Genomic DNA, 25,670 nt, shown 5'->3' with positions numbered 1-25,670 from the left:
AGCGCCGGCCGACGGAGGTGGGAAGCAGATGTCCCAGCAGGTGAAGGCAGTCATCGCGCGCGGCAAGGGCGCGCCCGTGGAGGTCACGACGATCGTCGTGCCGGACCCCGGGCCCGGCGAGGCGGTGGTCAAGGTACAGGCCTGCGGGGTGTGCCACACCGACCTGCACTACCGCGAGGGCGGCATCAACGACGAGTTCCCGTTCCTGCTCGGCCACGAGGCGGCCGGCCTGGTCGAGGCCGTCGGCGCGGGTGTCACCGAGGTCGCCCCGGGCGACTTCGTCATCCTCAACTGGCGTGCCGTGTGCGGCCAGTGCCGGTCCTGTCGGCGCGGGCGCCCGCAGTACTGCTTCGACACCCACAACGCGAAGCAGAAGATGACGCTGCTGGACGGCACCGAGCTGTCGCCCGCGCTCGGCATCGGCGCGTTCGCGGAGAAGACCCTGGTCGCGGCCGGCCAGTGCACCAAGGTCGACCCGGCGGCGGCTCCGGCCGTGGCCGGACTGCTGGGCTGCGGCGTGATGGCCGGCCTCGGCGCCGCCATCAACACCGGCAACGTCGGCCGGGGTGACTCGGTAGCGGTGATCGGCTGCGGCGGCGTCGGCGGTGCTGCGGTGATGGGCTCCCGGCTGGCCGGCGCGAGCCGGATCATCGCGGTCGACATCGACGACCGCAAGCTGGAGACAGCCCGCCGGCTCGGCGCCACCCACACCGTCAACTCCCGTACCTCCGACGCGGTCGAGGCGATCCGCGAGCTGACCGCCGGGAACGGCGCCGACGTGGTGATCGAGGCGGTCGGCCGCCCCGAGACGTACAAGCAGGCGTTCTACGCACGCGACCTGGCCGGCACCGTCGTCCTGGTGGGCGTGCCCACACCGGAGATGACGCTCGAACTCCCGCTGCTGGACGTGTTCGGGCGCGGTGGCGCGCTCAAGTCCTCCTGGTACGGGGACTGCCTGCCCTCGCGGGACTTCCCGCTGCTGATCGACCTCTACCTGCAGGGCCGCCTCGACCTCGGCGCCTTCGTCACCGAGACCATCGAACTGGACGGTGTGGAGCAGGCGTTCGCGCGCATGAAGGACGGCGACGTGCTCCGTTCGGTGGTGGAGCTGTGAGCGCCGCACGGATCGAGCACCTCGTCACCTCCGGCACCTTCGAGCTGGACGGCGGCAGTTGGGACGTCGACAACAACGTCTGGATCGTCGGTGACGACGAGGAGGCCGTGGTGATCGACGCGGCCCACGACGCCGAGGCGATCCTCGAAGCGCTCGGTGGCCGCCGGCTGGTCGCGATCATCTGCACCCATGCCCACAATGACCACATCGACGCGGCCCCGGCCCTCGCCGGGCGGACGGGCGCGCCGATCCTGCTGCACCCCGACGACCTGCCGCTCTGGAAGCTCACCCACCCCGAGCGGCTGCCCGACGGTGAGCTCGCCGACGGCCAGGAGATCACCGTCGCCGGCGTGGGGCTGACCGTCCTGCACACGCCCGGCCACGCCCCCGGCGCGGTCTGCCTGTACGCCCCGGAGCTGGGCACCGTCTTCACCGGCGACACCCTGTTCCAGGGCGGGCCGGGCGCCACCGGGCGGTCCTTCTCGCACTTCCCGACGATCATCGACTCGATCCGGGACCGCCTGCTCGCCCTGCCACCGCAGACGGAGGTGCGGACCGGACACGGAGGCACCACCACGGTCGGCGCCGAGGCGCCCGCGCTGGCCGACTGGATCGCCCGCGGGCACTGAGCACCTGACGTCACCACCACCCGGGGCGGCACCGGCACCGGCACAGGCCGGGCCGCCCCGGGCCGGGGCGCCCCGAGCTTGTCCGGGCCCCGCACGAACAGCCTCAAGTAGGCTGGCCGGTATGACCGGTGCAGCGCAGGCGAAACTGGAGGTCGACGGCCGGGCCGCGACCGTGGACGACCTCACGTACCTCGCGATGGGCGGGTACAGCCACTTCACGGCCATGCAGGTACGCGACGGCCGGACCAGGGGCCTGGGCTTCCACCTCGCCCGGCTCGACGCGGCGACCCGCGAACTCTACGGCGAGGGCCTGGACGGCGAGCGGGTGCGCGAACTCATCCGGCACGCCCTGGCCGGCGGACCGGACGGCGTCACCGGCGACGCCTCGGTGCGGGTCAACGTCTTCCGGCCGGAGGACACCCCCGGCGGCGCCGTCCGGCTGATGGTCTCGGTGCGCCCGCCGGGCGCCGCACCCGCCGAGGTGGTGGGGCTGCGCGCGGTGGACCACCAGCGGCCCGTCGCGCACCTGAAGCACAGCGGCGGCTTCGCCCAGGCCTACTACGGGCGGCTGGCGGCCGACGAGGGCTTCGACGAGGCCCTGCTGGTCGGCCCGGGCGGCGTGGTGGCCGAAGGGGCGATCACCAACATCGGCTTCATCGAGGGCGACACGGTCGTCTGGCCGGACGCGCCCGCCCTGAACGGCATCGCCATGCAGGTCCTGGAGCGCGAGCTCGCCTCCGCCGGGGTCTCCTCGAAGCGGCGGCCGGTCTTCCTCAGCGACCTGCCCTCGTTCGACGGCGCCTTCGTCACCAACTCGCGCGGCTTCGCCGCCGTCGGCCGGATCGACCGGCTGGAGCTGCCGCTCGACGCTCCGCTGCTGGCCACGCTCCGTGCCCTGGCGCACGCGGCGCCCTGGGACACCGTCTGACGCGGCCGCCCCGTCCCGTCCCGTTCGGTCCTGTCCGTCCGGTCCTGTCCGTTCGCCCCCTTCGGTCCGGTCCTGCCCCGAGTCGTACGATCGCAGCATGGCTCACGACCCGATCGACTTCTCCGACGCGCTCCTCGCCTTCTGGCGCGAGCGGCTCCTCTCCACCCTGACCACCCACCGCCCCGACGGCTCCCCGCACGTGGTGCCGGTCGGCGTCACCTACGACCCGCAGACCGGGCTCGCCCGGGTCATCACCAACCGGACCAGCCGCAAGGCCCGCAACGTGGCCGCCGCCGGCGCCGACGGGATGCGGGTCGCGCTGTGCCAGGTCGACTGGGCGCGCTGGTCGACCCTGGAGGGGGTCGCCGTGGTCCGGGACGATCCGGCGGCCGTGGCCGAGGCCGTCCGCCGCTACGCCGAGCGCTACCGCGAGCCCCGGGTCAACCCGGACCGCGTGGTCATCGAGATCACCGTCGACCGGGTGCTGGGACGACCGGTGCCGGCCGGCCCGGCCTGAGCCACCGCCGAGGCGGCACCGGCCCGGCGTGACCTCGGGGCCGGATCGGTAGCATCGCCGGTATGAGTGAGCGGGCGGGGTGGCTGGACGAGCGCGAGGACGAGGTCTGGAGCGCCTTCTTCGAGACCCAGGTGCTGTTCTGGCGGCGTCTCGCCCAGCAGCTCCAGCAGGAGACCGGTCTCTCCGAGCCGGATCTCGCGATTCTGCAGGCCCTGCTGGCCGCTTCCGAAGGGCGGCTGCGGCCGTACCAGTTGAGCGGTGTCACGCAGTTCGAGAAGAGCCGGCTGCACCACCAGCTGACCCGGATGGCCGGGCGCGGCCTGCTCACCCGCGAGCCCTGCGCCGACAGCGGCCGCGGCGCCGTCGTCACCCTGACCGAGACCGGGCGGGCGGCCGTCGCCGCCGCCCTGCCGCGTCGCGCGGCGCACATCCGACGCTGGCTGACGGATCCGCTGAGCAGCCGTCAACTGGACGAACTCCAAGGCATATCGGCTGCCCTGATGGCCCAGCTGAAGGGCGACGAGCCGGCCCTCTGACGCACCCGGAAGCGGGTTGACACATCAACCCGGCGCGCCCATTATCGGGTTGACACATCAACCCGCAGTCGCGCCGGGGGGCCTTCATGCGATTCCTGCTCCTGCCCCATCTGCCCGCACCGGAGAAGCCGGACCACGTCCAGCTCCGGGAGCTGGTCGACTGTGCCGTGTTCGCCGAGGAGTTGGGCTTCGACGCCTACGGCATCGGCGAGCGCCACGACCGCCCGGCCGTCTCCAGCGCGCCGCCCGTGATCCTCGCCCACATCGCCGCCCTGACCTCCCGGATCCGGCTGTTCACCGCCGTCACCACGCTCGGCCAACTCGACCCCCTGCGCGCCTTCGAGGACTACTCGACGCTGGACAGCCTCGCCCAGGGCCGGCTCGACCTGATCGTCGCCAAGGGTGCCTACCCGCGCTCCTCCAGGCTGTTCGGCGTGACCAGGGAGAACCAGTGGGCGCTGCTGCAGGAGAACTACGAGCTGTTCCGGCGGCTCTGGCGTGAGGAGAAGGTGAGCTGGGAGGGCCGGTTGGGCCGCTCGCTCACCGACGCCGAGCCGCTGCCGCGCCCGTACCAGCGGGAGGTCCGGATCTGGCACGGCGCCGGCTCCAACCTGGAGTCGGCGGACTTCGCCGCCCGCCACGGCGACCCGGTCTTCACCCCCAACGGCGCGGGCCCGATCGGCCCGTACGCCGCGATCGTCCGGCACTACCGGGAGCGCTGGGCGGCCTACGGGCGCGACCCGGCGGACGCCCTGGTCGGCGCCGGGACGGCCGGGTACTTCGGCGCCCGTACCTCACAGGAGGCGATCGCCCGCTACCGTCCGGTGTTCGAAGCCCGGTTGGCGGTGAACCGCGCCTTCGACGGCGGGAGCATCCGGTTCGACACGGTGGAGGACTGGGTCGAGCGCGGGTCGGTACTGGTGGGCAGCCCGCAGCAGATCATCGAGAAGGTGCTGAGCCAGCACGAGCACTTCGGCCACGAGCTGCTCCACCTGCACGTGGACGGCGAAGTGCTGGACCGCGCCGACTACCTGGCGACCTTGGAGCTGTTCTTCGCCGAGGTGGCCCCGGTGCTCCGCCGGGAGCTGCCGAGCCGACCACTGGAGGCGCGCCCAGGGCCGGGTCGGAGTCCGGGTCCGGGTCCGGGTCCGGGTCCGGGTCCGCAGGCAGGATAGCGATCCGTCGGCACGGCGAGGTCGGCGAGGTCGGCGAGTACGACGTGGCGGGGCGAGGACGGCTACCGGGTGAACGCGAGGACGAACGGCAGGACGGTCATGCCCAGCCCGGTCAGGGTGACGGGCAGCCCGACCAGCAGGAGGGCGGCGCCCGTCCAGAAGATCCTGGGGCCGAACGAGGGGTGCCTGCTGACCGTCGACGGGTCCGCCGGGTCGTAGCAGATCTCGATGCTGCGATCGGCGACGTACCCCGCCTCGTCGCGAGCCGTGTGGGTGCGAAGCAGGCCGTCCGCGTCGACGAACCGGTAGACCGGGTAGCTGAGCTCGTGCTCGTCCTCGTGGCCGGTGACCTCGGCGACGACGCGGATACCACGGCGGTGCAGCGGCCAGATCCGGCTCAACGAGCGCCACGTCCAGATCATCACGGCCACGCTCGCGGCCAGGAAGGGCAGGCCGAAGCCCCAGAGGAACATCGAGACGATGAGGTGAGCGGCTTTGTCGAGCTCGACCCCGAGCAGGACGAACCCCGCCAGGTAGAGCCAGCAGCTCACCTTGACCCAGGAGTTGAACAGCCCGATCAGCGCGCGGGCCGGGCCCCTGCCCCGCTGCCGGACGGTCGTCTGCACCAACGCGGCCCCGTCGGCGCGCCGTTCGGCCCGGTCGGTGACGGGGAGGGCCGCGCTCACCGTCCGGACGAACGCCCCGGCCGCCCCGGCGCTGCGGCCCCGGATCCGGAAGATCTCACCGGTACGGCCCGGCACGGCGGTGAGCACCACCAGCACGTCGCCGCCGGACGGCTCCGCCCGCTCGATCGCCGCCACCGGTATCCGGTGGGTGGTGCGGCCCTGCACGATCAGCACCGAACCGTCGGAGAACCGGGCGCTGTGACGGCCGTTCCGGAGCACGACGTCGGCGAGCAGCGGCGTTTCAACGGCCTCGGAGTGCGTCGGCGATGGTGACTCGGACATGGCCGGAGTCTACGGCGACCCCAGTTGCCCGTGATCACGGGGGCGCAACCCTCGACGGTGGCTCGGACCGGCAGGTTACGCCGTACGGATCGGATTCTCCGGCCGCTGCGCCCCGCAACTTCCGGCGTCCTGAGGCCCATGCTGCTCCGCTGTTTATCGAGTGTTGATCGCAGGCGCCTAGCCTCACGGCACACCCTCCTCCCGTACGGGCCTGCCCGTACCCGGCACTGAGACGAGACGCCCGAGATGAGCCAGCAGAACGCCGCACTGCCCGCCGAACAGCAGCAGACCGTTCCGGCCCAGGCGGCCCGGCCGGACGGGCTGTCCGCCGAGGACGCGGCGCGGTTCCGTACCCTGCTGGCCGGGTTGGAGAGTTCGCTGCGGGCCGACCGCGACAACGGCTGACGGTGGGCGGCTGACGGTAGGCGTCCGGGGTTCGGCGGTCGGCCTTCAGCGGTCGGCGCCGGCGCGCGGACGGCGGGCGTGGGCCGCGACCGCGTAGCCGAGGACGGCGAGGGCGGCCCCCGCCGCGCCGCCGAAGGCGATGGTCGGTACGACCCGCAGTGGTGAGCCGGTGGTGAGGGACGGCCACCACTGCAGAATCCGCAGGGCGGCCCCGAGCAGGGCGGCCCCGGCGGTCACCACGAGGACCGTGCGGCGCGTGCGCGCCGGGGCCGCCGGTGATGCGGCGGTCGCGGCCGGCGGGCCAGTGCCGGCTGCCCGGCGGAGCTCGCGCAGGCCGTACCGGACGAGGACGCCCAGCGCGACCGCTGAACTGCCGTACTGCAGGAACTGGTAGAGCGGTACGCCGCCGGCTGTCCGGTCGAGCACGGGCAGCAGTCGGACGCCGGCCCGGCCGGGATGGGTGAAGGCGTCCCACCCGACGTGCGTGGCCGCGCCGACGGCCGCCGAGAGCGCGAACCACGCGACTCCCGCCGGCCGGGCCCACTGGCGCCAGGGCCGGACCGGCCGGGTCAGCGCGTCCGCCGGGTGCGCCCAGCGGGGCGGCAGCAGTGCCACCAGCGGCCCGCGCAGGAGTCCGTGCCAGCCCAGCACCAGGACGGCGGTGATCAGCACGTCCACCGTCGGCACTCCCCACCACGCGTGCGTGAGGGCGCCGTAGCCGAACATTCCGGGCGCCACCGAGTCGGCGTAGTAGGGCACGTCCGGCGCGGTGGAGCCGGCCACCAGGGCCGAGGCGACCAGCGGGCCGCGCGCCCCACCGCCGGGGCGCAGCAGCGGTAGGACGGCGGCGGGATGGCTCAGGGTGAAGGGCATCAGCGCATCGGGGCTTCCGGACTCACGGCCTCAGCAGTCGCAGCCGCAGCCGTCACAGCCGCAACTGTCGCAGCAGTTGCACCCGTCGCCGCAGCAACTGCAGCCCTCGCCGCAGCAGTCGCAGGCGTCGCAGCAGTCGTGGCGGGCGCACCAGCCCTGCTTGCGCTGCCGGTCGAACGGGTCCTCGTGCTCGCAGCACATCAGCTGGCACGTGCAGGCCATCAGCGTCCAGAGGACGCAGCCCGCCAGCAGGTTGCGACGTGGGGGCCGGCCACCGCCGTCCGGCGGCTGGGAGTAGGGGTCGTACCCGGGGGGTGCGCTCGGCAGGGAGCCGGTGGCGGTGCGCTCCGCCGTGCAGGTCGCGGCGTGGGTGCGCTGCCGTCCGAAGACCCGCTCCACGGCGCGCTGCGTCTCGTGCCCGAGCAGGACGTGGGTCAGCGAGCGGTCGGTGAACTCCGCCTCGCGAAGGGCGAGTCGGATGCCGTGGACGGCGTCCCGGCAGAGCCGTTCGGCCTTCGCCCGGTCGGTGCCGGTCGCGGTGAGCGGGTTCCAGGCGCCGGTCGCGGCGTCCTCGGCCTGGTCCTCGGCGGCGTCCAGCAGGTGGGCGAGGCGGCCGAAGAGCCGGCCGGCCTCGGCGAGCGGGGCCGCGTTGCCCGGACGCCCGGCGAGTACGGCGGTGTGGGCGAACGCCGCGGCGGTCGCGCTCTCGGTCGGTTCGGTCACCAGCAGGACGGAGCTGCCGAGTACGGCCGCGCGTTCCAACTCGCCCTGGCGGGCGCCGGCGGTGAGCAGGACGGCGGTGTCGAAGCCGACGGCCGAGCCGCTGCCGGCGCTCTGGCGGTCCCACCGGCGGGTCACGGCCCGGGCACCGACGGCTATCGGGCGGCGCGCGAACACGCCGTCGCCGTCCTCGACGTGATCGCGCATCTTCACCGAGGCGAGGGCCAGCGATACGGCGGCGGCGAGCTTCGCGCCCTCGCCCCGGGCGACCTCGGCGGTCCGCATGCCGCGCAGCGGGCACGGGCCGGCCGTCCGGCGCCAGGAGGCGTCGGCCCGGTCGCTCTGGGCCTCGACCAGGACCGAGATGATGAGTCCGTCGTAGTTGGTGGCGGTGCGGGCCAGCTGTCCGTGATTGTCGCGCAGCGCGAGGCAGAGTCCGCAGAGGTGGGCCATCCACGATGTCTGCAGTTGCTCGGAGAGCCCGTGCCGACAGGGCCTGATGATTCCGAACATGATCCCCCTCGTGCGTGCGGGCCGGCCCGGCCCGGCTGATCAAGCGCCAATTGTATGATCAGCGACGATGCGGGCCGCGTCCTTGGTTCCGCTCCGGCGCTCCGGCGCTCCGGTGTTCAGGGCCCCGGGTCCCCGCCCCGGGTGGCGTCGGGGTGTTCGTCAGCAGCTCCCGCAGCGGGCGGCACTTCGGGCGGTTCGTGGTCCCGGGGGCGGTGCTCCGAGGACGTGCCACCGGGTCGGGTGACGGTGTCGGCGGCAAGCGTGCGTTCCGGGCCCGTCCGGTCAGCGCCCGTGCGGCGTGGCCGTCACCGGGCCGGTGCTTCGCGCAGCCGGTCGAGCGCCGCGTGCAGGTCGGTGCGGACGAGCTTGGCGAACGGCTCGTGCCCGACCGGGTCGTAGCCGCGCGGTACGGCCTCCACGAGCATGATCAGGTCGAGGTAGATCCGGTACATGGCGATCCGCTGGAGGGCCTGCGGCGTGAGCTCGAACGACGGCCCGACGGCCGACCGGTAGCCGGCCAGGAAGTCCGCCTCGTCCGCGATGTCGCCGAACAGCGCGGGTGAGACCAGGTCGGCGAGCGGATCGCCCCAGAACGCCCGCTCGCCGTCGATGATGCCGCTGATCTCCGGCCGGCCGTCGCGCTCCGCCAGCAGGACGTTCCCCTCCCACAGGTCGAAGTGGACCAGGACGGGGACGGTCACCGCGTCCAGCAGCCAGGCCCGCCGGCTGATGACGGTGAGCAGTTCCTCGGGGTCCACGGGCAGCGTGACACCGTACCGGCGGGCGTCCGCGAGCACGTCGTCCAGCATCCGCCCGAACGCCGCGCGCCAACTGTCCCCCTCGGACGGCCCGGGGTGCTGCGGGTAGCCGAACTCCGTGCCCGTGACGGTGTGCAGGCTGCCGGTGAGCCGCCCGAGGTCGCGCCGCAGCCGGGCGTGGTCACCGGGGCCGAGCGAGGCGTGCGACGAGTCCCAGCCGGCGCCGTCCAGGTGGGACATGACGAGGTAGTCGCCGTCCACGACCTGCCGCTCGTAGTTGACGGCGACGACCTGGGGGACGGTCACCTCCGTCGCGGCGCCGACGAGTTCGTAGAAGGCCGCCTCCGTCCCCATCAGGCCGTGCTCGTATGTGAGCAGCGGTGTGACGGGCGGCGGCGAGACCTTGAGCACCACGACCCGGTCCGGGGCGGTGAGGGTGAGGCGGTAGGCGGCGTTGAACGTGCCGCCGGTGAGCTCCCGGACCTCCGTCACCTGCGCCTCGGGGCCGAGGGCGTTCGCCACGACGGCGCGGATCTCGGCCGGGCCGAGGCGTTGCTTGGTGGCGCTGTGCATACCGGGGTCTCCATCGGGTGGCTCGCTCCGCGCCCGTGGGCACGAAGGGGGAGAGCGTTTGCCGGGACGGTACCGGGGCGTCTGACCACGGGTCAAGCAACATCCGGCGGCCGAACCCGCCGGGGGCGATCAGTGGGTCCGACGGCACCCGATCCTTGCCATCGGCGGCATACGGCATTCACCATCATTGAGGTTCGCCACTATCGACCTTCACGGCCATTGATGTTCGCCACCGTCTATGTCCGTTTCCATCGAGGTTCGTCACCATCGACCGGAGGTACTGCCTTATGCGACCGAGCCTGTTCACCGTCGATCTTCCAGGCCCGGGACGATTGAGCACCATGGCCCGCCCACGCGGCGGGGACTGGCTCCGGGACGAGATGGCCGCGCTCGCGGGCGCCGGCGTCGACATCCTGGTCTGCACGCTCACCGCCCCCGAACTCGGCGAACTGGATCTCGCCGACGAGGCCCGCGAAGCGCGCACCGCCGGGCTCAGGTTCGTCCCGATCCCGATCCCGATTCCGGACCGGACGGTTCCGGAACTCGCCGCGATCCTGCCCGTCCTGCGCGAACTCGCGGCCTGCCTGCACGACGGCGCCCACGTCGTCACCCACTGCCGGGCCGGGATCGGCCGGTCCTCGCTCCTCGCGGCCGCCCTGCTCATCCTGGGCGGAACAGATGCCGACCTCGCGTGGAGCGCGATCGGACGGGCCCGCGGCCTCGCCGTCCCCGACACCGTCGAGCAGCGGGCCTGGACAGCGGGCCTGCCGCTGGCCGGCCCCACCGGTCACCCACCACGTGGCAGGTGACCGGACAGCAGGTGACCGCGCGGCGGGTGACCGGACAGCAGGGACCGGACGGTGGGGGCCGGACACCGGGGGCCGGACGGCCGTGTCTCAGACCCCGGACTCGGCCGCGAGTCGCCCCGAACGGATGGCCGCGGTGAGGTCGGCGTGGTCGGCCTCGGTACGGTCCGCGTACGCGACGGCGAAGCCGGACACCGCCTCGTCCAGCGCCTCGCTCTTGCCGCAGTAACCGGAGATCAGCTCCGGGTCGGCGGTGTGCGCGTGCGCCCGGGCGAGCAGCGCCCCGGTGATGCGGGCGTAGTCGTCCAACTGGGCGGGCAGCAGCGCGGCGGGGTCGACGCTGCCCTTGCGGTTGCGGAACTGCCGCACCTGGTAGGGCAGCCCGTCGACGGTCGTCCACCCGAGCAGGGTGTCGCTGACAACCTGCATCCGCTTCTGCCCGAGCACCACCCGCTGCCCCTCGTGCGCCGCCAGCTCGCGGACGGGGTAGCCGGCCCGCGCCAGGTGCGGCAGCAGCACCGACGGACGGGCCTCCTTGACCTGGAGCACCAGCGCCTTGTCACGGTGGTCGGTCAGCAGCACGACGTACGAGCGGGTGCCCACGCTGCCGGTCCCCACCACGCGGAACGCGACGTCCTGGACGCGGTGGCGGGACAGCAGCGGCAGCAGTTCCGCCGCGACCGTCTCCAGGTACGGCTCCAGCGACGCGGCGACCGCCCCGGCGAGCTCGGACGGCACCTCGCTGAGCACCGGCGGCGCGGCCGTGAAACGCCACCGCCCCTCCGCCGTACGGACGGTGGACTTGGCGGCGAAGCGCGCACTGGTGTTGCCGAGCGCCTTGGCCGAGACCTTCTCCAGCACGTCGGTCAGCTCGTGGGCCTCGGTGAGAGCGAGCAGGTGCTCGTCCGCGACGGCGTTCCAGGCGTCCAGTGCGGGCAGCTTGGCGAGCGTGCGCATGGTGCGGCGGTACGAGCCCACGGCCTCGAACGCGGCCTGGCGGGCGGTGTGTTCGTCCGCGCCCACCTGGCGGGCGGCGAGCACGAGGCTGGCCGAGAGCCGCTTGAGATCCCACTCCCACGGACCGGGCACGGTCTCGTCGAAGTCGTTGATGTCCATCACCAGCCGCCCGCGGGCGTCGCCGTAGAGGCCGAAGTTCGCCGCGTGCGCGTCGCCGCACAACTGCGCGACGATTCCGCTGGTCGGCGTCGTCGCGAGGTCGGCCGCCATCAGGCCGGCCGCGCCGCGCAGGAACGCGAACGGGGTCGCGGACATCCGGCCGAGCCGGATCGGCACCAGGTGCTCCAGCCGGCCGGCGTTCGACGCCTCGATCGCCTCGACGGCGTTCGGCCGGTCGGGGTGCGGGACGAAGTCCGTGTGCTGCTCGCGCGGCGCGTTCTCCCGCAGCGCCTTGCCGCGCCGGCGCGCCGACCCGCCCGAGGCCGGGGCGAACCCCGCCACGGTGAAGCCGTGGACCGCTGCTGCGACACCCTCGGCCTTCGCCGTGCCCGTGCGTGCCGAGACTTCCTCGACCGGCCCGGCCGACCCCGCTACCTGCTGCTCCACTGCCTGCTGCCCCACCACGTGCTGCCCCGCTCATCTGTAGCTCCGCCGCCGACGGCGGCCCGCCCCTGCGCGACGAAGGCTATCGAGAACCGCAGGCCCGGGGACAGGCGGGAGGCCCGGGCGGGCCTGCAACGGCCCGCGCCGTAGGCTGACCGGCCATGGGAGATCTTCGGGGGAGGCCAGGCGGGCAGCGGACCCGCCTGGCGGCGGCCGTCGCGGTGGTGCTCACGCTCGCGGCCGGGCTCGGCGTCCGGGCCGCTGCGAGCGGTGAGGCGGCCAAGTACGCGGGGGACGCCCTGTACACCGTCCTGCTCTGCGCCCTGCTGGTCCTGGCCGCGCCCCGGCTCCGCCCGGCAGCGGCTGCCGGCCTCGCCCTGGCAGCCAGTTGGGCGGTGGAGTTCTCCCAGCTCAGCGGTATCCCGGCCGATCTGTCCCGGCACAGCACCGCCGCCCGGCTCGTCCTCGGCTCCACCTTCAACCCGCCGGACCTGTTCTGGTACGCGACCGGCGCGGGCGCCGCGTACCTCGTCCACGCGGCGGCCGTACGCCACCTGCGCCCGCGATGCCGGGGCCTGAGACCGGAGCGTGGACCCGGGGCCTGAGACCGGCGCGCGGGGACCCGGGGTCTCAGGTCAGAGCGGCGTCGGCGCCCGGGAGCCGCGCCGGCAGGGCCCGCACGGCGGGCACGCACAGCAGCGCGAGAGCGGCGGGTACGGCGACGGCGGTCATCGCCCACAGGGTGGGGCGCACACCGAGGGCGTCCGACACGGGCCCGGCGAGGACCAGACCGAGCGGCATGAGTCCCGCCGACACCATGTGGTCGTAGGAACTCACCCGGGAGAGCGAGCCCTCCGGCACATGGGTCTGGAGCGCGGTCTCCCACAGGACGAAGAACAGGGCCACCGCCACGCCCGTGACCGCTTCGAGCACTGCGATGACGGCGACGGAACCGCCCGATCCGATGATCACCGCCTGGGTGGAGGCCACCACCATCGCGGCAGCGGCGACCGCCATCGGGCGGGCCGGTCGCAGGCGGTAGACGCACACGTTACCCACGATGGAGCCGACTCCGAAGGCCGCGACCACCACGGACCAGCTCGCCGCCCCGCCCCACTCGCGGTCGGCGAGAACGGGGCCCAGCACGAACACCGAGGGCAGCACGACGACGTGGTAGACCGCCATCGCGGCCATGCCGGACCACACCCACGTCCGGCTGCGCACCTCCGTCCACCCGGCGCGCAGCTCGGTGAGGAACGCCCCGCCGCCGGGGGCGGACTCCTGGCCGGCCGCCGCGCCGCGCGGCGCCAGGCCCGCCAGGCATGCGGCACTGGCCGCGAAGGTGAGGGCGTCGAGGGCGAGGGCGCCGCCGGGCCCCGCCAGCGCGACCAGTGCGCCCGCCACGGCGGGACCGAGCACCAGGCCGGAGGACTGGACGAACCCGCGCAGCGCGTTCGCCTCCCGGAGCCGTTCGGCGGGGACGACCAAGGGCAGCAGGCCGGTGGAGGCCGGCATGAAGAACGCGTCCGCAGTGCCGAAGACGGCCATCAGCAGGACGAGATGGGGCACCTCGGCGACGCCGGTCAGCAGCAGCACGGCCGCCGCGCCCTGGGTGGCGAACCGCACCAGGTCGGACGCCAGCATCATCCGGTGCCGCCGGAAGCGGTCCGCCCACACCCCTCCCACCAGGGTGAACAGCAGCATCGGCAGCAGCGCGGCGGCCGCCACCAGCCCGACGTCGAAGGCGGATCCGCCCACCGACAGCACGGCGAACGGCACGGCCACGAAGGACACGCGATCGCCCAGCACGGACAGGGACTGCCCGGCGAACAGGCGGGCGAACTGCGCCTCGTCGCGCAGCAGGGCAGGAAGCAGGGGTTTCACGCGAGGGCCGATCACGATCTAGGTGTGGCGGGAAGGGGGAGCAGCCTGATGGTAAGGAGCACCCGCCCGGCCTGTCGCCCGAGTTTCCCGCCGCCGGACGCCCCGAGACGGCCGTAGGCCCCTGGGAGTGGTCAGGCAGCCCCCCGGGGTCAGTAGAGCCAGATCGCATGGTGGCGGTGGCGCACCGGCGGTACGTCGACGGCGTCCGCCGCGCCCGCGGTGAGCGGGCCGGTGCGCCCGTCCGCGAGCGCGCGGGCCGTGACCAGCCGGAGCCGCAGCTGCTGCCGGGCCCGGCGTTCCTGCACGGCCGACCAGCGCGCCACCGAGCGGTCACGGGTGTCGGCGCGGGCGTAGGTGCGCACGGTCACCACGTGGCGGAGCGCTGCGGGCCGGGGGCGCCGGCCCTCCTCCCGGGCCTGTGCCAGACAGTGCGAGCTGTAGCGCAGGGTGCGGATCGCGGCGGTGCGCCAGGGGCCGCCCGGCGGGTGGTCCGGACCGGACCCGGACCGGGCGAACGGGATGTGATGGACAGTGCGTGCCACGGACGGCTCCGTCGGTAACACCGTCAGGACTCTCCTGACGGAACTACCCGAAGCCCCGCGGCCCCTTCGAACGGTCGCGCCTCGTGGCGGGTTTCGCGGTATGTCCCGTGGCGGGTCCCGTGGCGTGTCCCATGCGCAGAACGGTAGCGGACCGGGCCCGGCCGCGGGCCGGTTGGCGGCGGGCCGGTCCGGGTAGGTTCGCGCCGTGGATCCGCCCGATCGCCCGGCCGCCTGCCCGGCGCCGCCTCCCGCACCGGTGGTGCTGGTCAACGGCCTGCCCGGGGCGGGCAAGAGCACCCTCGCGCGGGCCCTCTCCCGCCGGCTGCGCCTGCCGCTGCTGAGCAAGGACGTGATCAAGGAGGCGCATGCCGACGTCCTGGGCAGCGAGGCGCCGGACGGCGGCCCCCAGCGGCGCTGGAACAGCGCTCTCGGCGCGGCGGCGAGCGGGACGATGTGGGCGCTGCTGGCGGACGCACCCGGGGGCGCCGTGCTGGAGTCCTGCTGGCTCGCCGACGTGCGGCACCACGTCCTGGCGGGCCTGCGCGGTGCGGACGCGGCGCACCCGCTCGAAATCTGGTGCGAGGTCCCCTACGGGATCGTGCGGGAGAGGTTCGCGGAGCGGCACCCCCGGCAGCATCCGATCCACGGGCGGCCGATGGACGAGGCGGAGTGGGAGCAGCGCCGCCGGCTCGCCGAGCCGCTCGGCATCTGCTGCACCCTGCGGGTGGACACCGGCGGCCCGGTGGACCTCGAACGGGTCGTCGGCTGGATCGGGCGGAACGCCGAGCGGTGCGCTCCGGAGCAGGGCCCGACGGTCGTCCGCCGCGCCCGTGGTTGATCCCGTGGTCACGACAGCCGGGCGGCGGTGCGCCCGGCCAGGGCACACCGCCGCCGCTGCGGTCTCAGCCGCCGACGCCCTCGGGCACCTGCTCGGCGGGCGCGCCGTCGGCCGACGGCCGGCCGTCGTGCAGCCGGGCGGGCCACCAGGTGCGCTCGCCGAGGTCGTACACCAGGGCGGGGACGAGCAGTGACCGGACGACCAGGGTGTCGAGCAGCACGCCGAACGCCACGATGAAGGCGATCTGCGCGAGGAACGCCAGCGGGATCACCCCGAGCGCCGCGAAGGTCGCGGCCAGCACCACGCCGGCCGATGTGATCACCCCGCCGGTGGCGGTCAGCCCGCGCAGCACGCCCTCCCGGGTGCCGTACCGCTGGGACTCCTCGCGCACCCGGGTCATCAGGAAGATGTTGTAGTCGACCCCCAGTGCGACCAGGAACACGTACCCGTACAGCGGCACCGACGGGTCGGTGCCGGAGAACCCGAACACGTGCGGGAACACGATCGCCGACACCCCGAGCGTGGCCAGGTAGGACAGCGCCACCGTGGCGGCCAGCAGCAGCGGCGCGACGAGCGAGCGCAGCAGCAGGACGAGGATCAGCAGGATGCAGAGCAGCACGACCGGGATGATGACCGTTCGGTCGTGCCGGGCCGTCGTCCGGGTGTCGTACTGCTGGGCGGTGTAGCCGCCGACCCGGGCCTGCGCGCCGGGCACCGCGTGCACGGCGGCGCGCACCCGCTGGACGGTGGCCATCGCGGCGTCGCTGTCGGCGGCGTCCGCCAGGGTGACGTCCAGCCGCTCCCGGCCGTCGACCACCCGGGGGGCCGCGTCCGGCGCGCCGCCGGTGTAGGGGCGGACGGCGCTGACGCCCGGGACCGACTCGGCGGCCGCCCGGACCTCGGCTGCCGCCGCCGCTTCGGTGATCACCACGGCGGGGTTGCCGGACCCGCCGGGGAAGTGCGCGGACAGCATCTGCTGGGCCGCCACCGAAGGCTGCTTCGTGATGAACAGTTCGCTCTGCGGGACGCCCTGGGCGTTCAGCGTGGGCGCGAACGCGGCGCAGGCGGCGAGGACGGCCAGGCTGACGGCCCAGGTGGCCCGGGGACGCCGGCCGACCAGGGCGGCCACCCGGCGCCAGATGCCGTGCACCGGGGTCGAGCCGTCGGCCGGCGGGCGGGCCGGCCAGTACGCGGCCCGGCCGAGCAGGACGAGCGCGGCGGGCAGGAAGGTGAGCGCGGACAGCACGGAGCAGACGATCCCGATCGCGCCGACCGGGCCGAGCGCCCGGTTGTTGGTCAGGTCGGAGAGCAGCAGCACCAGCAGGCCCAGGGCCACCGTCAGCCCGGAGGCGGCGATCGGCTCCACCGAGCGCCGCCAGGCGATCCGCATCGCCGCCCAGCGGTCGGGGTTCAGCTGGAGCTCCTCGCGGAACCGCGCCGACAGCAGCAGGGCGTAGTCGGTCGCGGCGCCGATGACCAGGATCGACAGCAGTCCCTGGACCTGCCCGTCGACCCGGACCAGCCCGTGCCTGGCCAGCACGTAGACGATCGCGCAGGACACCCCGAGGGCGAAGACCGCGCCGATGATCACCAGGAACGGCAGCAGCACGCTGCGGTACACCGCGAGCAGGATCACCAGCACCACACCGAGGGCGACCCCGAGCAGGATGCCGTCGATCCCGGCGAACGCGCCGCCCAGGTCGGCCTGGATCGCGGCCGGACCGGCGAGGCCGACGGTCGTCCCCTCCACCCCTTCCACCCGTTCGCGGACGGCGGCCACGCTGTCGCCGACCGTCCGGCCGAGGTCACCGCGCAGGGCGATCACCCCGGACAGCGCCCTGCCGTCCTCGGACGGCAGGGCCGGCGAGGCGCCGCCGGTGGCCCCGGGGGCTTGGGCGGCCGACTGCAGGGCGGCCGTCGCGGCGGCGCGCTGGGCGTCGGTGACCGTGCCGTCGTTCGCCTGCCAGACCACCACGACCGGCAGCGTGGCGTCCTGCTCGAACGCCTTGCGCAGCCGGACGACCTCGGTGGACTCCGCGCTCTTCGGCAGGAAGGCCGCGCTGTCGTTGCTGGAGACCTCGCCCAGCTTCCCGGCGTACGGGCCGAACGCCCCGCCCAGGCCGAACCAGGCCACCAGGAGGAGCAACGGGATCAGAAATCGCGTACGGCGGGTCGATCTCGGCATGGCGGAGTCCTTCGTGCGGGCCGGAGCGTGGTCGTGCGTGCTGGGGTGCCGGACGTCCGGAACCACCTGTCCCGGGATAGTATCTCAATGATTAAGAGACTTTATCGGTGAACTTTCCCTGAGGACTCCTCCGGCGACGGGGGAGGCGGAGCCGGGGGCGCCTAAGCTGGGCCCACGGCAGGTGCGTCCGGCTCCCGTCGACCGCACGGACGGATGGTGACCTTGCCCGAGCAGCACGCGCCGCGACCCGGGGCCGAGACCGACGACACCGGCGCCGACCGTCGCGAGCTGGGTCGGCTGCTCCAGGGGCTGGCGTCCGAGATGAACCTGCTCGGGCAGGACTTCGCCGCGAGCCAGGGCCTGCACGCGACCGACGTCCAGGCGCTGCTGGCCATCATGCGCGGCCCCGTCGGCCCCGGCGCGCAGCCGGGCGCGGAGCCCGGGGCGATGACACCCGGACGGCTGCGCGAGGAACTCGGCGTCACCTCGGGGGCGGTGACGGCGGTGCTGGACCGGCTGGAGCGCGCGGGCCATGTGCACCGCACCCGTGACAGCGCGGACCGCCGGCAGGTGCACGTGCACTTCAACCCGGGCGCGAGCCGGATCGCCTCCGCCTGGTTCACCCCGGTGGCGGAGCGCACGGACGTGGTGCGGGCGGATTTCACGCCGGGGGAGCTGGCCGTGGTCGCCCGTTTCCTGGGCCGGATGACGGAGGAGCTCGCGGACCTGCGGCAGGAGCGGCGGGCCGGGGCGGCGGGCTGACTGCCGTCGCGGCGACCGCCCCGTCCCGTCCCGTCCCCCGGTGGTGCGTCAGAGCGGCAGCAGGTGCGGGCGCTTGGCCTCCACATGGTCGCCGGAGGACTCGCCGCGCAGCCGGCGCCCGACCCACGGCAGCAGGTGGCTGCGGGCCCACTGGACGTTCTCCCGGCGCAGCTCGCCCGGGGTCGGGGTGTGCTGGGCCGGCCACGGCGCGTCCGGCTCCTCGGCGACCGGGACACCGAGTGCGCGGGCGGCGAGCAGGGCCACCCGCTGGTGCGCCTCGGGGGACAGGTGCAGCCGGTCGTCGCTCCAGGCGCGGCGGTCGTGCATGGCCCGCAGGGACCAGAGGTCGGCCACCGCGCAGCCGTTGCGGTCGGCGATCGCCCGCAGGTGTCCGTTGTAGGTGGCGATCCTCCCGCGCAGGTGCCTGAGGACCGGCAGGGCGCGGGTGTCGAACCCGGTGCAGATCAGGACCGTCCCGGCGGACTCGCGGAGTTCGAGGACGGCGGCCTCGAAGCGCTCGGCGACCTCGTCCGGATCGCTGCCGGGGCGCAGGATGTCGTTGCCGCCGGCGCAGAAGCTGACGAGGTCGGGCCCGGCCCGGCGGATCTCGGGCACCTGCTCCGCGACGATCTGGTCCAGCAGCCGCCCGCGGACCGCGAGGTTGGCGTACCGGAACTCGCCCGGCGGGCACTGTCCGGCCAGCAGGCCGGCCAGGCGGTCGGCCCAGCCGGCGAACGCGCCGCCGGGGCCGGGGTCGTCGAGGCCCTCGGTGAAGCTGTCGCCGAGGGCGGCGTACGAACGTAGGGCAGGAGTCTCCTGGTGGTCGGCCATGAGGGAGATACTTCACTATCTCAAGTAACCTACGCGACCGTAGGTGCCCGGTTGCCGTGCGTGATGTCGGCCACGGCGTGCCGTCGCACCTACTGCCCGGTATTCCCTGGGCAACGGAACTGCCGACTCTATTGACGATGAGTCTAATAGCTCCTAACTTCTGGACCGGGACGCATCCGGCCGCGCCCGCCGAAGCCGCCGAACCCGGCAACCGAAGGAGCCGCTCATGACCGCAACCGCCCGCAGGGTGAAGGCCGGGCCGGACGCGCCCGAGCAGGCGCCGGGGCGCGAACGCACCGCCCGGCGACTGCTGGCCTCGTCCGCCAAGCTCTCCTTCGACCCGCTCACGGAGATCGACTGGACGGCCGCCCCCGAACCCGGCCGGTACTACTGCCCGCCGCACCGCGTCTCGCTCTACGGCACGCCCCAGTGGGAGCGGCTGACCGAGGATCAGCGCATCGAGCTCAGCAAGCACGAGGTCGCCAGCATCGCCAGTGTCGGCATCTGGTTCGAGGAGATCCTCATGCAGATGCTGCTGCGGCACGCCTTCGACCGGGACCCGACCAGCGCGCACGTCCAGTACGCGCTCACCGAGATCGCCGACGAGTGCCGGCACTCCGTGATGTTCGCCCGGATGATCGCCTGGATGGGCGTGCCCGCCTACGGCCCGGGCCGCGTCGCCCACGAGCTCGGCCGGATCTTCAAGGCCGTCTCCACCCACAGCCAGACCTTCGGCGGCACCATGTACGTCGAGGAGATCCTCGACGCGTTCCAGCGGGAGGTGATGGCGGACGAGACCCTCCAGCCGCTCACCCGCCAGGTCTCCCGGATCCACGTGATCGAGGAGTCCCGGCACATCAGCTACGCCCGCGAGGAACTCCAGCGGGAGCGGCTCGGGCCGCTGCGGCGGCGCTGGGAGCAGCTGTTCGTCGGAGCGCTCGTCTACTTCTCCACCACCAGCCTGATCAACCCCCGGCTCTACGCCGCCGTCGGCATCGACCCGGCCGAGGGCCGGCGGGCCGCCCGCGGCAACCCGCACTGGCACACCACCAAGCGCGAGATGGCCGCGAAGACCCTCGGTGTCCTCGACCGGGCCGGCCTGGTCGGCGGCGCCAACCGGTGGCTGCTGCGCGCGGCCGGCGTCGTCTAGACCCGACGGCGGAATCCCCCGGAATCCCCCGGGATCCCCCGATCTCCGCCGGAATCCCCCGGGCGCCGCCCGGCCCGCACCGGCCGCCGGTTCGGGGTTTGCCCCGCTCAGCCCGGGCAGACGAGCCGGCACTGGCGCGGCCGGGCGTCCGGCCCCGCCGCGAACAACGGGGAGAGCGGAGGAGGCCGACCAGTGCATTTCTGGAGCGTGGTGCGCCCGGTGGGCGTGGTGGCCGTGGTGCTGCTCGTCGTCCTGGGGCTCGACCGGCTGATGGCACGTACCCTGCGGCGGCTTTCCGGCCGACGCCCGGCAGCGGTCCTGTGGCCACTGCTGCGCCGCTGCCGGGTGCCGTTCCTGGCGGCGGCGGTCGCCGTCCTGCTGCTCGCCGCCGAGCCCGCCACGCGGCTGGCGGCGGTCGCCCGTCCGTCGGTGCGGCACGTGCTGCTGCTGGCCGTCCTGGTCAGCTGCGGGTGGCTGGCCGCCCGGGTCGTCTCACTGGTGATCGACACCGGCCTGAGCAGCTACGCGACCGACCGGCGCGATCCCGCGCGGGTCCGGCGGGTCCGCACCCAGGCGGGGCTGATGGGCCGGATCTGCGACGCGGGCATCGCGGTGGTCACGCTCGGCGCCGTGCTGATGACCTTTCCCGGCGTCCGGGCGGTGGGCACCAGCCTGCTGGCCTCGGCGGGCCTGGTCGGGCTGGTCGTCGGTGTGGCCGCCCAGAGCACGCTGGCCAACCTCTTCGCCGGGATCCAGCTGGCCTTCGGCGACATGGTCCGGATCGGCGACGTGGTGGTGGTCGCGGGGGAGTGGGGCACCGTCGAGGAGATCACCCTGACCTCCGTGGTGGTCGCGACCTGGGACCAGCGCCGGATCGTCATGCCGGTCTCCTACTTCGCGGGAAAGCCGTTCGAGAACTGGTCGCGGGGCGGCCCGGGGATCACCGGCACGGCGCTGCTCCACCTGGACCACAGCACGCCGGTCGCCGAACTCCGGGCGGAGTTCGGGCGCCGGCTCGCGGCGAACGAGCGCTGGGACGGCGAGGGCTGGGCCCTGCAGGTGGTGGACACCACCGCGAGCACCGTGGTGGTGCGGCTCCTGATGACCGCCCGGAACGCCGACGACGCCTTCGAGCTGCGCTGCTGGGCGAGGGAGGAGCTGATCGGCTTCCTCCGCGAGCGGCACCCGTACGCGCTGCCCCGGCTCGGCCTCGCGGAGGCACCGCAGGCCGCGCCCGTGCACCTGCCGGACCAGCGCGGGGCGGGAGCACCCGCCGACGGCCCGGTGGAGCAGCGCAGGCCGGGAGAACCCGCCGACGGGCCCGCACCGAGCGGCGCGCAGGGCCGCGACCAGCACCCTGATGCGGACAGGCACGGCTCGCCGGAGGAGGCCCGCGATGGTTTCCACCGGCCCGTGCGGGGCACGCGACCACCATGGTGAACATCGGATACACGATGATGACCGAGCAGTGCGGGCCCCGGCAGCTGGTGGACGACCTGGTCCGCGCCGAGCAGGCCGGCTTCGACTTCTCCGTCATCTCGGACCACTACTCCCCCTGGGTGGCCGCGCAGGGCCACGCCTCCTACGCCTGGGCGGTGCTCGGCGCCGCCGCGCAGGCCACCTCGCGAATCCCGCTGATGACCTACGTGACCTGCCCGACCTTCCGCTACCACCCGGCCGTGGTGGCGCAGAAGGCCGCGACCGTCCAGTTGCTCTCGGGCGGCCGGTTCAGGCTGGGTCTCGGCAGCGGGGAGAACCTGAACGAGCACGTCGTGGGCGGTGGCTGGCCGGCCGCCGGCGTCCGCCAGGAGATGCTGGTGGAGGCCGTCGAGATCATCCGCGCCCTCTTCCGGGGCGGCTACGTCACCCACCGCGGCAAGCACTTCGACGTCGAGTCGGCGAAACTGTGGGACCTCCCCCCGGAGCCGCCGCCGATCGGTCTGGCGGTGTCCGGCGAGCGCTCGTGCGCGCTGGCCGGGCGGCTGGCCGACCTGGTGATCGCCGTCGAGCCGGAGCGCTGTCTGATCGACGCCTTCGACCGGCACGGCGGCGCCGGCAAACCCAGCGTCGGCCAGCTGCCGGTCTGCTACGACCGGGACCGGGACGCCGCCGTGGCGCGGGCGCACGAGCAGTTCCGCTGGTTCGGCGGCGGCTGGAAGGTGAACGCGGAGCTTCCCGGCCCCGCCGGATTCGAGGCCGCCTCCCGGTTCGTCCGGCCGCAGGACGTGGCGGACGTCATCCCCTGCGGTGACTCGGTGGAGGAGTTCGTCGAAGCGGTACGACCGTTCGCCGAGGCCGGATTCACCGAGATGGCGCTGATCCAGATCGGCGGCGACAGTCAGCGCGACTTCCTGGACTGGTCGGAGCAGAAGCTGCTGCCCGCGCTGCGCGGGATCTGAGCGGCCGCCCGCGGCTGTCCGGCGCGACGGCGCGCTGCGCGGTCCCACCGGGGCAGGCCGGGGGGCATGCCCACCGCGATCCGGGGCAGACGGCCCGGTGCGGGGCCCCCGGCCTGGGGAGCCCGCACCGGTCCGGCCCAGGGAGAGAGCAGTGAGCAACAGCGTCCAGCACGACAGGGACACCGACAGCGACATCGAGGGCTACGAGCTGGCCTTCGCCCCCGCGATACACGGCCTGCCCCGGGACGTCGTGGTCGTCCTGCGCAGCGACCGCACGGGCCCCGGCGGCCATCCCGTCTACCTGGACGCCACCGGCATCGTCAGCGCCGAGATCAGCGACCGGGGCGAGGCCAGGATGATCGCCACCGGGATCGGGCAGCGGCTCAGCCCGCCCGTGGAGATCCGTACGGCCGGGCGGGTCGCGGATCACGCCGCGCCTGCGGCCGAGAAGCATCGGATGATGGGGGTACCTGGCCCGGAGTGAGGTGTGAGCGTATGCGCGGCGCGGACAGTTACCGGTCGCCCTTCGAGACCGAGAGCACCGCCGGTGCGCTGCTCGACGCGACCGGGACGGTACTGGGCTGGAGTGCGGCCGCGCAGGAGCTGCTCGACCTCCCGCCCGAGGAGGTCTGCGGCCGGCCGGTCAGCGCGCTGCTCGCCGACCCCGGCTCCTGGCAGGACGTGCTGGCGCAGCGCACCGGAGCCGCCTGGGTCGGCCGGGCCTCGCTCCGGCACGGCAGCAGGGGCACCCTGGACATCGACTTCCGCGTCCTGCCCCTGGACGCCGGCCTCGCGGGCGAGCCACGGGCGACCGGCGACCAGCGCCTGCTGGTCCTCGGCGCGCCCTCCGCGCTCGTCGCCAAGTGGCGCCAGGACCACGCCTTCACCCAGCAGCTGTTCCTCCAGGACCGGATCGGCCTCGCCGTCTTCGACCATGAGCTGCGCCTGCTGCGCACCAACTCCCACCTGCTGCCGTACGGCGGCATCCCGGCCGACCTGAGCGGCTTCCGGGTCGAGGATCTCCTGCAGCCCGAGGACGCCCGCTCGATCACCGCCCACCTGCGCGAGGTGCTGCACACCGGCGTGCCGCAGTTCGGCATGGAGACCCGGGTGCGGACCCTCGACGACTTCGGCGACGGGCGGGTGATGATGTTCACCGCGTTCCGCCTCCAGGAGTCCGACGACCCGCCGATCGGCGTGACGATCGCCTTCACTGACGTCACCGACTTCGACAAGGCCCGGCAGCGGCTGGAGATCATGCACCGCTGCACCGTGGCCCTCGGCAGCTCGCTCTCCGTCACCCGGCTCACCGAGGACCTGGTCGCCGTGCTGGCGCCGGCCCTCGCCGACTTCGCCGCGATCGACATCGTCCAGGCCGTACTGACCGGGGAGGAACCCACCCCGGACCACCAGCGGCCGACCGCGCTGCGCCGCACCGCCACCGCCGGTACGGACCCGGGACCGCAGGCCCGCGGGCCGATCAGCGCACCACTGCTGGCCAGGGGCGGCTTCCTCGGCGCCGTCACCCTCTGGCGCGGCCGGGACCGCCCCCCGTTCGAGGAGGAGAACCTCACGCTGCTCCAGGAGATCGCCACCCGCGCGGCGACCTCCCTAGACAACGCGCGCCGCTACACCCGGGAGCACCGGGCCGCCGTCAGCCTCCAGCGCAGCCTGCTGCCCCCGGCGGCGGCCGACAACGCCGCGGCCCAGACCGACAGCATCTACCTGCCCACGGACGCGGCCAGCGGCGTCGGCGGGGACTGGTTCGACGTCATCCCGCTCTCCTCCGCGCGGGTCGCGCTGGTGGTCGGCGACGTGGTCGGCCACGGCCTGCAGGCCACCGCCACGATGGGGCGGCTGCGGACGGCCGTGCGCGCCCTCGCCGACCTCGACGTCGACCCGGAGGAACTGCTCCTGCACCTGGACGACCTGGTCTCCCAGTTCTCCGTCGAGGCCGCCGGCGCGGCCGGGGAGGCCGCGCTCGGAAACGACGGGTACGGCGACGAGGAGTCCGCCGGGGAGGCGGTGGGGGACGGGGACGTCGAGGAGGAGCACGGCCAGGACGCCGGCCCCCCGGACGCGGTCGGGGCGACCTGCCTCTACGCCGTCTACGACCCGGTCTCCCGCACCTGCACGGTGGCGAGCGCCGGGCACCCCCCGCCCGCCGTGGTGCGGCCCGACGGCAGTGTCGAGTACGTGCGGCTGAACCCCGGGCCGCCGCTGGGCGTGGGCGGCCTGCCGTTCGAACCGGTGGAGTTCGAAGTGCCGCCCGGCAGCGTCCTGGTGCTCTACACCGACGGCCTGGTCGAGCGCGGCGAGGGCGACCTGGACGAGGGCATGGCCGAGCTGCGGTCCCGGCTCCTGAAGGCGGACGTGCTGCGCCGCCCGCTCAAGGAGGTCGGCCGGGACGTCACGGCCGGGCTCCCCCCGGTCCGGCTGCCGGACGACGTGACCCTGCTGCTCGCCCGGACCCGCACGGTGCCGCCCGAGGACACCGCCTCCTGGACCCTGGACGCCGACCCGGTGGTCGTCTCCCGGGCCCGCAAACTCGTCACCGCCCAGCTCGAACGGTGGGGCCTGGACGACCTGGTCTTCCCCACCGAGCTGGTGGTGAGCGAACTCGTCACCAACGCCATCCGCTACGCGGGCGGCCCCGTCGGCGTCCGGCTGATCCGGGCCGGGGTCCTGATCTGCGAGGTCTCCGACCCGAGCAGCACCCAGCCCAGGATGCGCCGGGCCCTGGCCACCGAGGAGGGCGGACGCGGGCTCTTCCTGGTCGCCCAGGTGTCCAGCCGCTGGGGCAGCCGCTACACCCGCGTGGGCAAGACCATCTGGTCCGAACAGCCACTCCCGCCGCCCGAGGCGCCCGCCGGCGCCTGACGGCCCGCGCCTGATGGCCCGCGCCAGACGGCCCACGCCTGGCCCCCGCCTGACCGCCCGCGCCGGACGGCCTCCGGCCCTCCGGGCATGCCGAAGCCCCGCCCACCCGGGAACGGGTGGGCGG

General features: G+C 74.1%; 25 protein-coding genes. 16 read left to right on the top strand and 9 right to left on the bottom strand.

The genetic code is table 11. The features are described 5' to 3' along the window. The first annotated feature begins 28 nt into the window (after positions 1–28). From ACFUK0_RS27490 to ACFUK0_RS27465, 6 genes are all read left to right on the top strand, one after another. Positions 29–1,114, top strand: coding sequence for an S-(hydroxymethyl)mycothiol dehydrogenase (locus tag ACFUK0_RS27490; RefSeq protein ID WP_380254819.1), 1,086 nt, complete (start codon positions 29–31; stop codon positions 1,112–1,114). Continuing rightward, positions 1,111–1,743, top strand: coding sequence for an MBL fold metallo-hydrolase (locus ACFUK0_RS27485; RefSeq protein WP_380254817.1), 633 nt, complete (start codon positions 1,111–1,113; stop codon positions 1,741–1,743). Before ACFUK0_RS27490 ends, ACFUK0_RS27485 begins: the two co-directional genes overlap by 4 nt. Positions 1,744–1,864: 121 nt before the next feature. Further along, on the top strand, positions 1,865–2,671 hold the full coding sequence (locus tag ACFUK0_RS27480) for an aminotransferase class IV (RefSeq protein WP_380254815.1): 807 nt from the start codon (positions 1,865–1,867) through the stop codon (positions 2,669–2,671). A 97-nt stretch (positions 2,672–2,768) separates the two neighbouring features. Continuing rightward, positions 2,769–3,188, top strand: coding sequence for a pyridoxamine 5'-phosphate oxidase family protein (locus ACFUK0_RS27475; protein ID WP_380254813.1), 420 nt, complete (start codon positions 2,769–2,771; stop codon positions 3,186–3,188). 62 nt (positions 3,189–3,250) lie between these two features. Then, positions 3,251–3,724, top strand: a complete 474-nt coding sequence (locus ACFUK0_RS27470) for a MarR family winged helix-turn-helix transcriptional regulator (RefSeq protein ID WP_380254811.1) — start codon at positions 3,251–3,253, stop codon at positions 3,722–3,724. Positions 3,725–3,810: 86 nt separating this feature from the next. Then, on the top strand, positions 3,811–4,899 hold the full coding sequence (locus ACFUK0_RS27465; RefSeq protein ID WP_380254809.1) for an LLM class flavin-dependent oxidoreductase: 1,089 nt from the start codon (positions 3,811–3,813) through the stop codon (positions 4,897–4,899). A gap of 62 nt (positions 4,900–4,961) precedes the next feature. On the opposite strand, the gene ACFUK0_RS27460 is transcribed toward ACFUK0_RS27465, so the two are convergent. After that, positions 4,962–5,867 carry a DUF3592 domain-containing protein gene (locus tag ACFUK0_RS27460; RefSeq protein WP_380254807.1) on the bottom strand — a complete coding sequence of 302 codons (906 nt, stop codon included), beginning with the start codon at positions 5,865–5,867 and terminating at the stop codon, positions 4,962–4,964. A gap of 246 nt (positions 5,868–6,113) precedes the next feature. Between ACFUK0_RS27460 and ACFUK0_RS27455 the strand changes: the two genes are divergently transcribed. Then, positions 6,114–6,272, top strand: coding sequence for a hypothetical protein (locus ACFUK0_RS27455; protein ID WP_380254805.1), 159 nt, complete (start codon positions 6,114–6,116; stop codon positions 6,270–6,272). 45 nt (positions 6,273–6,317) lie between these two features. Here the strand turns inward: ACFUK0_RS27455 and ACFUK0_RS27450 are convergent, their stop codons facing one another. The 3 genes from ACFUK0_RS27450 to ACFUK0_RS27440 form a co-directional block, all read right to left on the bottom strand. Continuing rightward, complete coding sequence (locus ACFUK0_RS27450; protein WP_380254803.1) at positions 6,318–7,145, bottom strand: DUF4184 family protein; 828 nt, start codon at positions 7,143–7,145, stop codon at positions 6,318–6,320. 30 nt (positions 7,146–7,175) lie between these two features. Further along, positions 7,176–8,378 carry a DUF5685 family protein gene (locus ACFUK0_RS27445; protein ID WP_380254801.1) on the bottom strand — a complete coding sequence of 401 codons (1,203 nt, stop codon included), beginning with the start codon at positions 8,376–8,378 and terminating at the stop codon, positions 7,176–7,178. A gap of 305 nt (positions 8,379–8,683) precedes the next feature. Beyond that, positions 8,684–9,709, bottom strand: coding sequence for a phosphotransferase (locus ACFUK0_RS27440; RefSeq protein ID WP_380254799.1), 1,026 nt, complete (start codon positions 9,707–9,709; stop codon positions 8,684–8,686). Between the two features lie 287 nt (positions 9,710–9,996). On the opposite strand from ACFUK0_RS27440, the gene ACFUK0_RS27435 reads away from it, so the two are divergent. Then, a complete protein-coding gene (locus tag ACFUK0_RS27435) occupies positions 9,997–10,518 on the top strand; it encodes a tyrosine protein phosphatase (RefSeq protein WP_380254797.1) in 522 nt (173 codons plus the stop codon). 87 nt (positions 10,519–10,605) lie between these two features. Here the strand turns inward: ACFUK0_RS27435 and ACFUK0_RS27430 are convergent, their stop codons facing one another. Further along, positions 10,606–12,078 carry a DUF2252 domain-containing protein gene (locus ACFUK0_RS27430; protein WP_380254795.1) on the bottom strand — a complete coding sequence of 491 codons (1,473 nt, stop codon included), beginning with the start codon at positions 12,076–12,078 and terminating at the stop codon, positions 10,606–10,608. A 158-nt stretch (positions 12,079–12,236) separates the two neighbouring features. Here ACFUK0_RS27430 and ACFUK0_RS27425 point away from each other — a divergent pair, with 158 nt between their 5' ends. Further along, positions 12,237–12,680 (top strand): DUF2809 domain-containing protein, encoded by a 444-nt coding sequence (locus ACFUK0_RS27425; protein WP_380254793.1) that lies wholly within the window; start codon positions 12,237–12,239, stop codon positions 12,678–12,680. Between the two features lie 25 nt (positions 12,681–12,705). On the opposite strand, the gene ACFUK0_RS27420 is transcribed toward ACFUK0_RS27425, so the two are convergent. Continuing rightward, complete coding sequence (locus tag ACFUK0_RS27420) at positions 12,706–13,959, bottom strand: MFS transporter (protein WP_380254791.1); 1,254 nt, start codon at positions 13,957–13,959, stop codon at positions 12,706–12,708. Between the two features lie 149 nt (positions 13,960–14,108). Then, positions 14,109–14,501 carry a hypothetical protein gene (locus ACFUK0_RS27415; protein ID WP_380254789.1) on the bottom strand — a complete coding sequence of 131 codons (393 nt, stop codon included), beginning with the start codon at positions 14,499–14,501 and terminating at the stop codon, positions 14,109–14,111. Positions 14,502–14,706: 205 nt separating this feature from the next. On the opposite strand from ACFUK0_RS27415, the gene ACFUK0_RS27410 reads away from it, so the two are divergent. Further along, positions 14,707–15,339, top strand: a complete 633-nt coding sequence (locus ACFUK0_RS27410) for an AAA family ATPase (protein WP_380254787.1) — start codon at positions 14,707–14,709, stop codon at positions 15,337–15,339. 64 nt (positions 15,340–15,403) lie between these two features. On the opposite strand, the gene ACFUK0_RS27405 is transcribed toward ACFUK0_RS27410, so the two are convergent. Further along, complete coding sequence (locus tag ACFUK0_RS27405) at positions 15,404–17,524, bottom strand: MMPL family transporter (RefSeq protein ID WP_380254785.1); 2,121 nt, start codon at positions 17,522–17,524, stop codon at positions 15,404–15,406. Positions 17,525–17,746: 222 nt separating this feature from the next. Between ACFUK0_RS27405 and ACFUK0_RS27400 the strand changes: the two genes are divergently transcribed. Continuing rightward, entirely contained in the window at positions 17,747–18,286 is a 540-nt protein-coding gene (locus ACFUK0_RS27400) for a MarR family winged helix-turn-helix transcriptional regulator (protein ID WP_380254783.1), read from the top strand. Positions 18,287–18,334: 48 nt separating this feature from the next. Here the strand turns inward: ACFUK0_RS27400 and ACFUK0_RS27395 are convergent, their stop codons facing one another. Then, on the bottom strand, positions 18,335–19,117 hold the full coding sequence (locus ACFUK0_RS27395; protein ID WP_380254781.1) for an SGNH/GDSL hydrolase family protein: 783 nt from the start codon (positions 19,115–19,117) through the stop codon (positions 18,335–18,337). A 226-nt stretch (positions 19,118–19,343) separates the two neighbouring features. On the opposite strand from ACFUK0_RS27395, the gene ACFUK0_RS27390 reads away from it, so the two are divergent. From ACFUK0_RS27390 to ACFUK0_RS27370, 5 genes are all read left to right on the top strand, one after another. Further along, positions 19,344–20,267: a diiron oxygenase gene (locus tag ACFUK0_RS27390; protein ID WP_380254779.1), complete on the top strand. Its 924-nt coding sequence runs from the start codon at positions 19,344–19,346 to the stop codon at positions 20,265–20,267. Between the two features lie 192 nt (positions 20,268–20,459). After that, positions 20,460–21,707 carry a mechanosensitive ion channel family protein gene (locus ACFUK0_RS27385; RefSeq protein ID WP_380254777.1) on the top strand — a complete coding sequence of 416 codons (1,248 nt, stop codon included), beginning with the start codon at positions 20,460–20,462 and terminating at the stop codon, positions 21,705–21,707. Continuing rightward, positions 21,701–22,666: an LLM class F420-dependent oxidoreductase gene (locus ACFUK0_RS27380; protein ID WP_380254776.1), complete on the top strand. Its 966-nt coding sequence runs from the start codon at positions 21,701–21,703 to the stop codon at positions 22,664–22,666. Before ACFUK0_RS27385 ends, ACFUK0_RS27380 begins: the two co-directional genes overlap by 7 nt. A gap of 151 nt (positions 22,667–22,817) precedes the next feature. Then, entirely contained in the window at positions 22,818–23,150 is a 333-nt protein-coding gene (locus ACFUK0_RS27375) for a DUF6296 family protein (protein WP_380254774.1), read from the top strand. A gap of 11 nt (positions 23,151–23,161) precedes the next feature. Next, positions 23,162–25,546, top strand: coding sequence for a SpoIIE family protein phosphatase (locus ACFUK0_RS27370; protein WP_380254772.1), 2,385 nt, complete (start codon positions 23,162–23,164; stop codon positions 25,544–25,546). Positions 25,547–25,670 lie beyond the last annotated feature (124 nt).

This window comes from Kitasatospora sp. NPDC057223 (assembly GCF_042669755.1).
In the GTDB taxonomy this organism is placed as follows: domain Bacteria; phylum Actinomycetota; class Actinomycetes; order Streptomycetales; family Streptomycetaceae; genus Kitasatospora.
The sequence above is the reverse complement of the archived record's forward strand: the minus strand, read 5'-3'. Positions and strand labels throughout refer to the sequence as shown.

What these genes read in the sequence shown, in the direction of transcription:
- ACFUK0_RS27490 (WP_380254819.1), top strand. Translation starts at nt 29, where the DNA reads ATGTCCCAGCAGGTGAAGGCAGTCATCGCGCGCGGCAAGGGCGCGCCC.
- ACFUK0_RS27480 (WP_380254815.1), top strand. Translation starts at nt 1,865, where the DNA reads ATGACCGGTGCAGCGCAGGCGAAACTGGAGGTCGACGGCCGGGCCGCG.
- ACFUK0_RS27475 (WP_380254813.1), top strand. Translation starts at nt 2,769, where the DNA reads ATGGCTCACGACCCGATCGACTTCTCCGACGCGCTCCTCGCCTTCTGG.
- ACFUK0_RS27470 (WP_380254811.1), top strand. Translation starts at nt 3,251, where the DNA reads ATGAGTGAGCGGGCGGGGTGGCTGGACGAGCGCGAGGACGAGGTCTGG.
- ACFUK0_RS27465 (WP_380254809.1), top strand. Translation starts at nt 3,811, where the DNA reads ATGCGATTCCTGCTCCTGCCCCATCTGCCCGCACCGGAGAAGCCGGAC.
- ACFUK0_RS27460 (WP_380254807.1), bottom strand. Translation starts at nt 5,867, where the DNA reads ATGTCCGAGTCACCATCGCCGACGCACTCCGAGGCCGTTGAAACGCCG.
- ACFUK0_RS27455 (WP_380254805.1), top strand. Translation starts at nt 6,114, where the DNA reads ATGAGCCAGCAGAACGCCGCACTGCCCGCCGAACAGCAGCAGACCGTT.
- ACFUK0_RS27450 (WP_380254803.1), bottom strand. Translation starts at nt 7,145, where the DNA reads ATGCCCTTCACCCTGAGCCATCCCGCCGCCGTCCTACCGCTGCTGCGC.
- ACFUK0_RS27445 (WP_380254801.1), bottom strand. Translation starts at nt 8,378, where the DNA reads ATGTTCGGAATCATCAGGCCCTGTCGGCACGGGCTCTCCGAGCAACTG.
- ACFUK0_RS27440 (WP_380254799.1), bottom strand. Translation starts at nt 9,709, where the DNA reads ATGCACAGCGCCACCAAGCAACGCCTCGGCCCGGCCGAGATCCGCGCC.
- ACFUK0_RS27435 (WP_380254797.1), top strand. Translation starts at nt 9,997, where the DNA reads ATGCGACCGAGCCTGTTCACCGTCGATCTTCCAGGCCCGGGACGATTG.
- ACFUK0_RS27425 (WP_380254793.1), top strand. Translation starts at nt 12,237, where the DNA reads ATGGGAGATCTTCGGGGGAGGCCAGGCGGGCAGCGGACCCGCCTGGCG.
- ACFUK0_RS27405 (WP_380254785.1), bottom strand. Translation starts at nt 17,524, where the DNA reads ATGCCGAGATCGACCCGCCGTACGCGATTTCTGATCCCGTTGCTCCTC.
- ACFUK0_RS27395 (WP_380254781.1), bottom strand. Translation starts at nt 19,117, where the DNA reads ATGGCCGACCACCAGGAGACTCCTGCCCTACGTTCGTACGCCGCCCTC.
- ACFUK0_RS27390 (WP_380254779.1), top strand. Translation starts at nt 19,344, where the DNA reads ATGACCGCAACCGCCCGCAGGGTGAAGGCCGGGCCGGACGCGCCCGAG.
- ACFUK0_RS27380 (WP_380254776.1), top strand. Translation starts at nt 21,701, where the DNA reads ATGGTGAACATCGGATACACGATGATGACCGAGCAGTGCGGGCCCCGG.
- ACFUK0_RS27370 (WP_380254772.1), top strand. Translation starts at nt 23,162, where the DNA reads ATGCGCGGCGCGGACAGTTACCGGTCGCCCTTCGAGACCGAGAGCACC.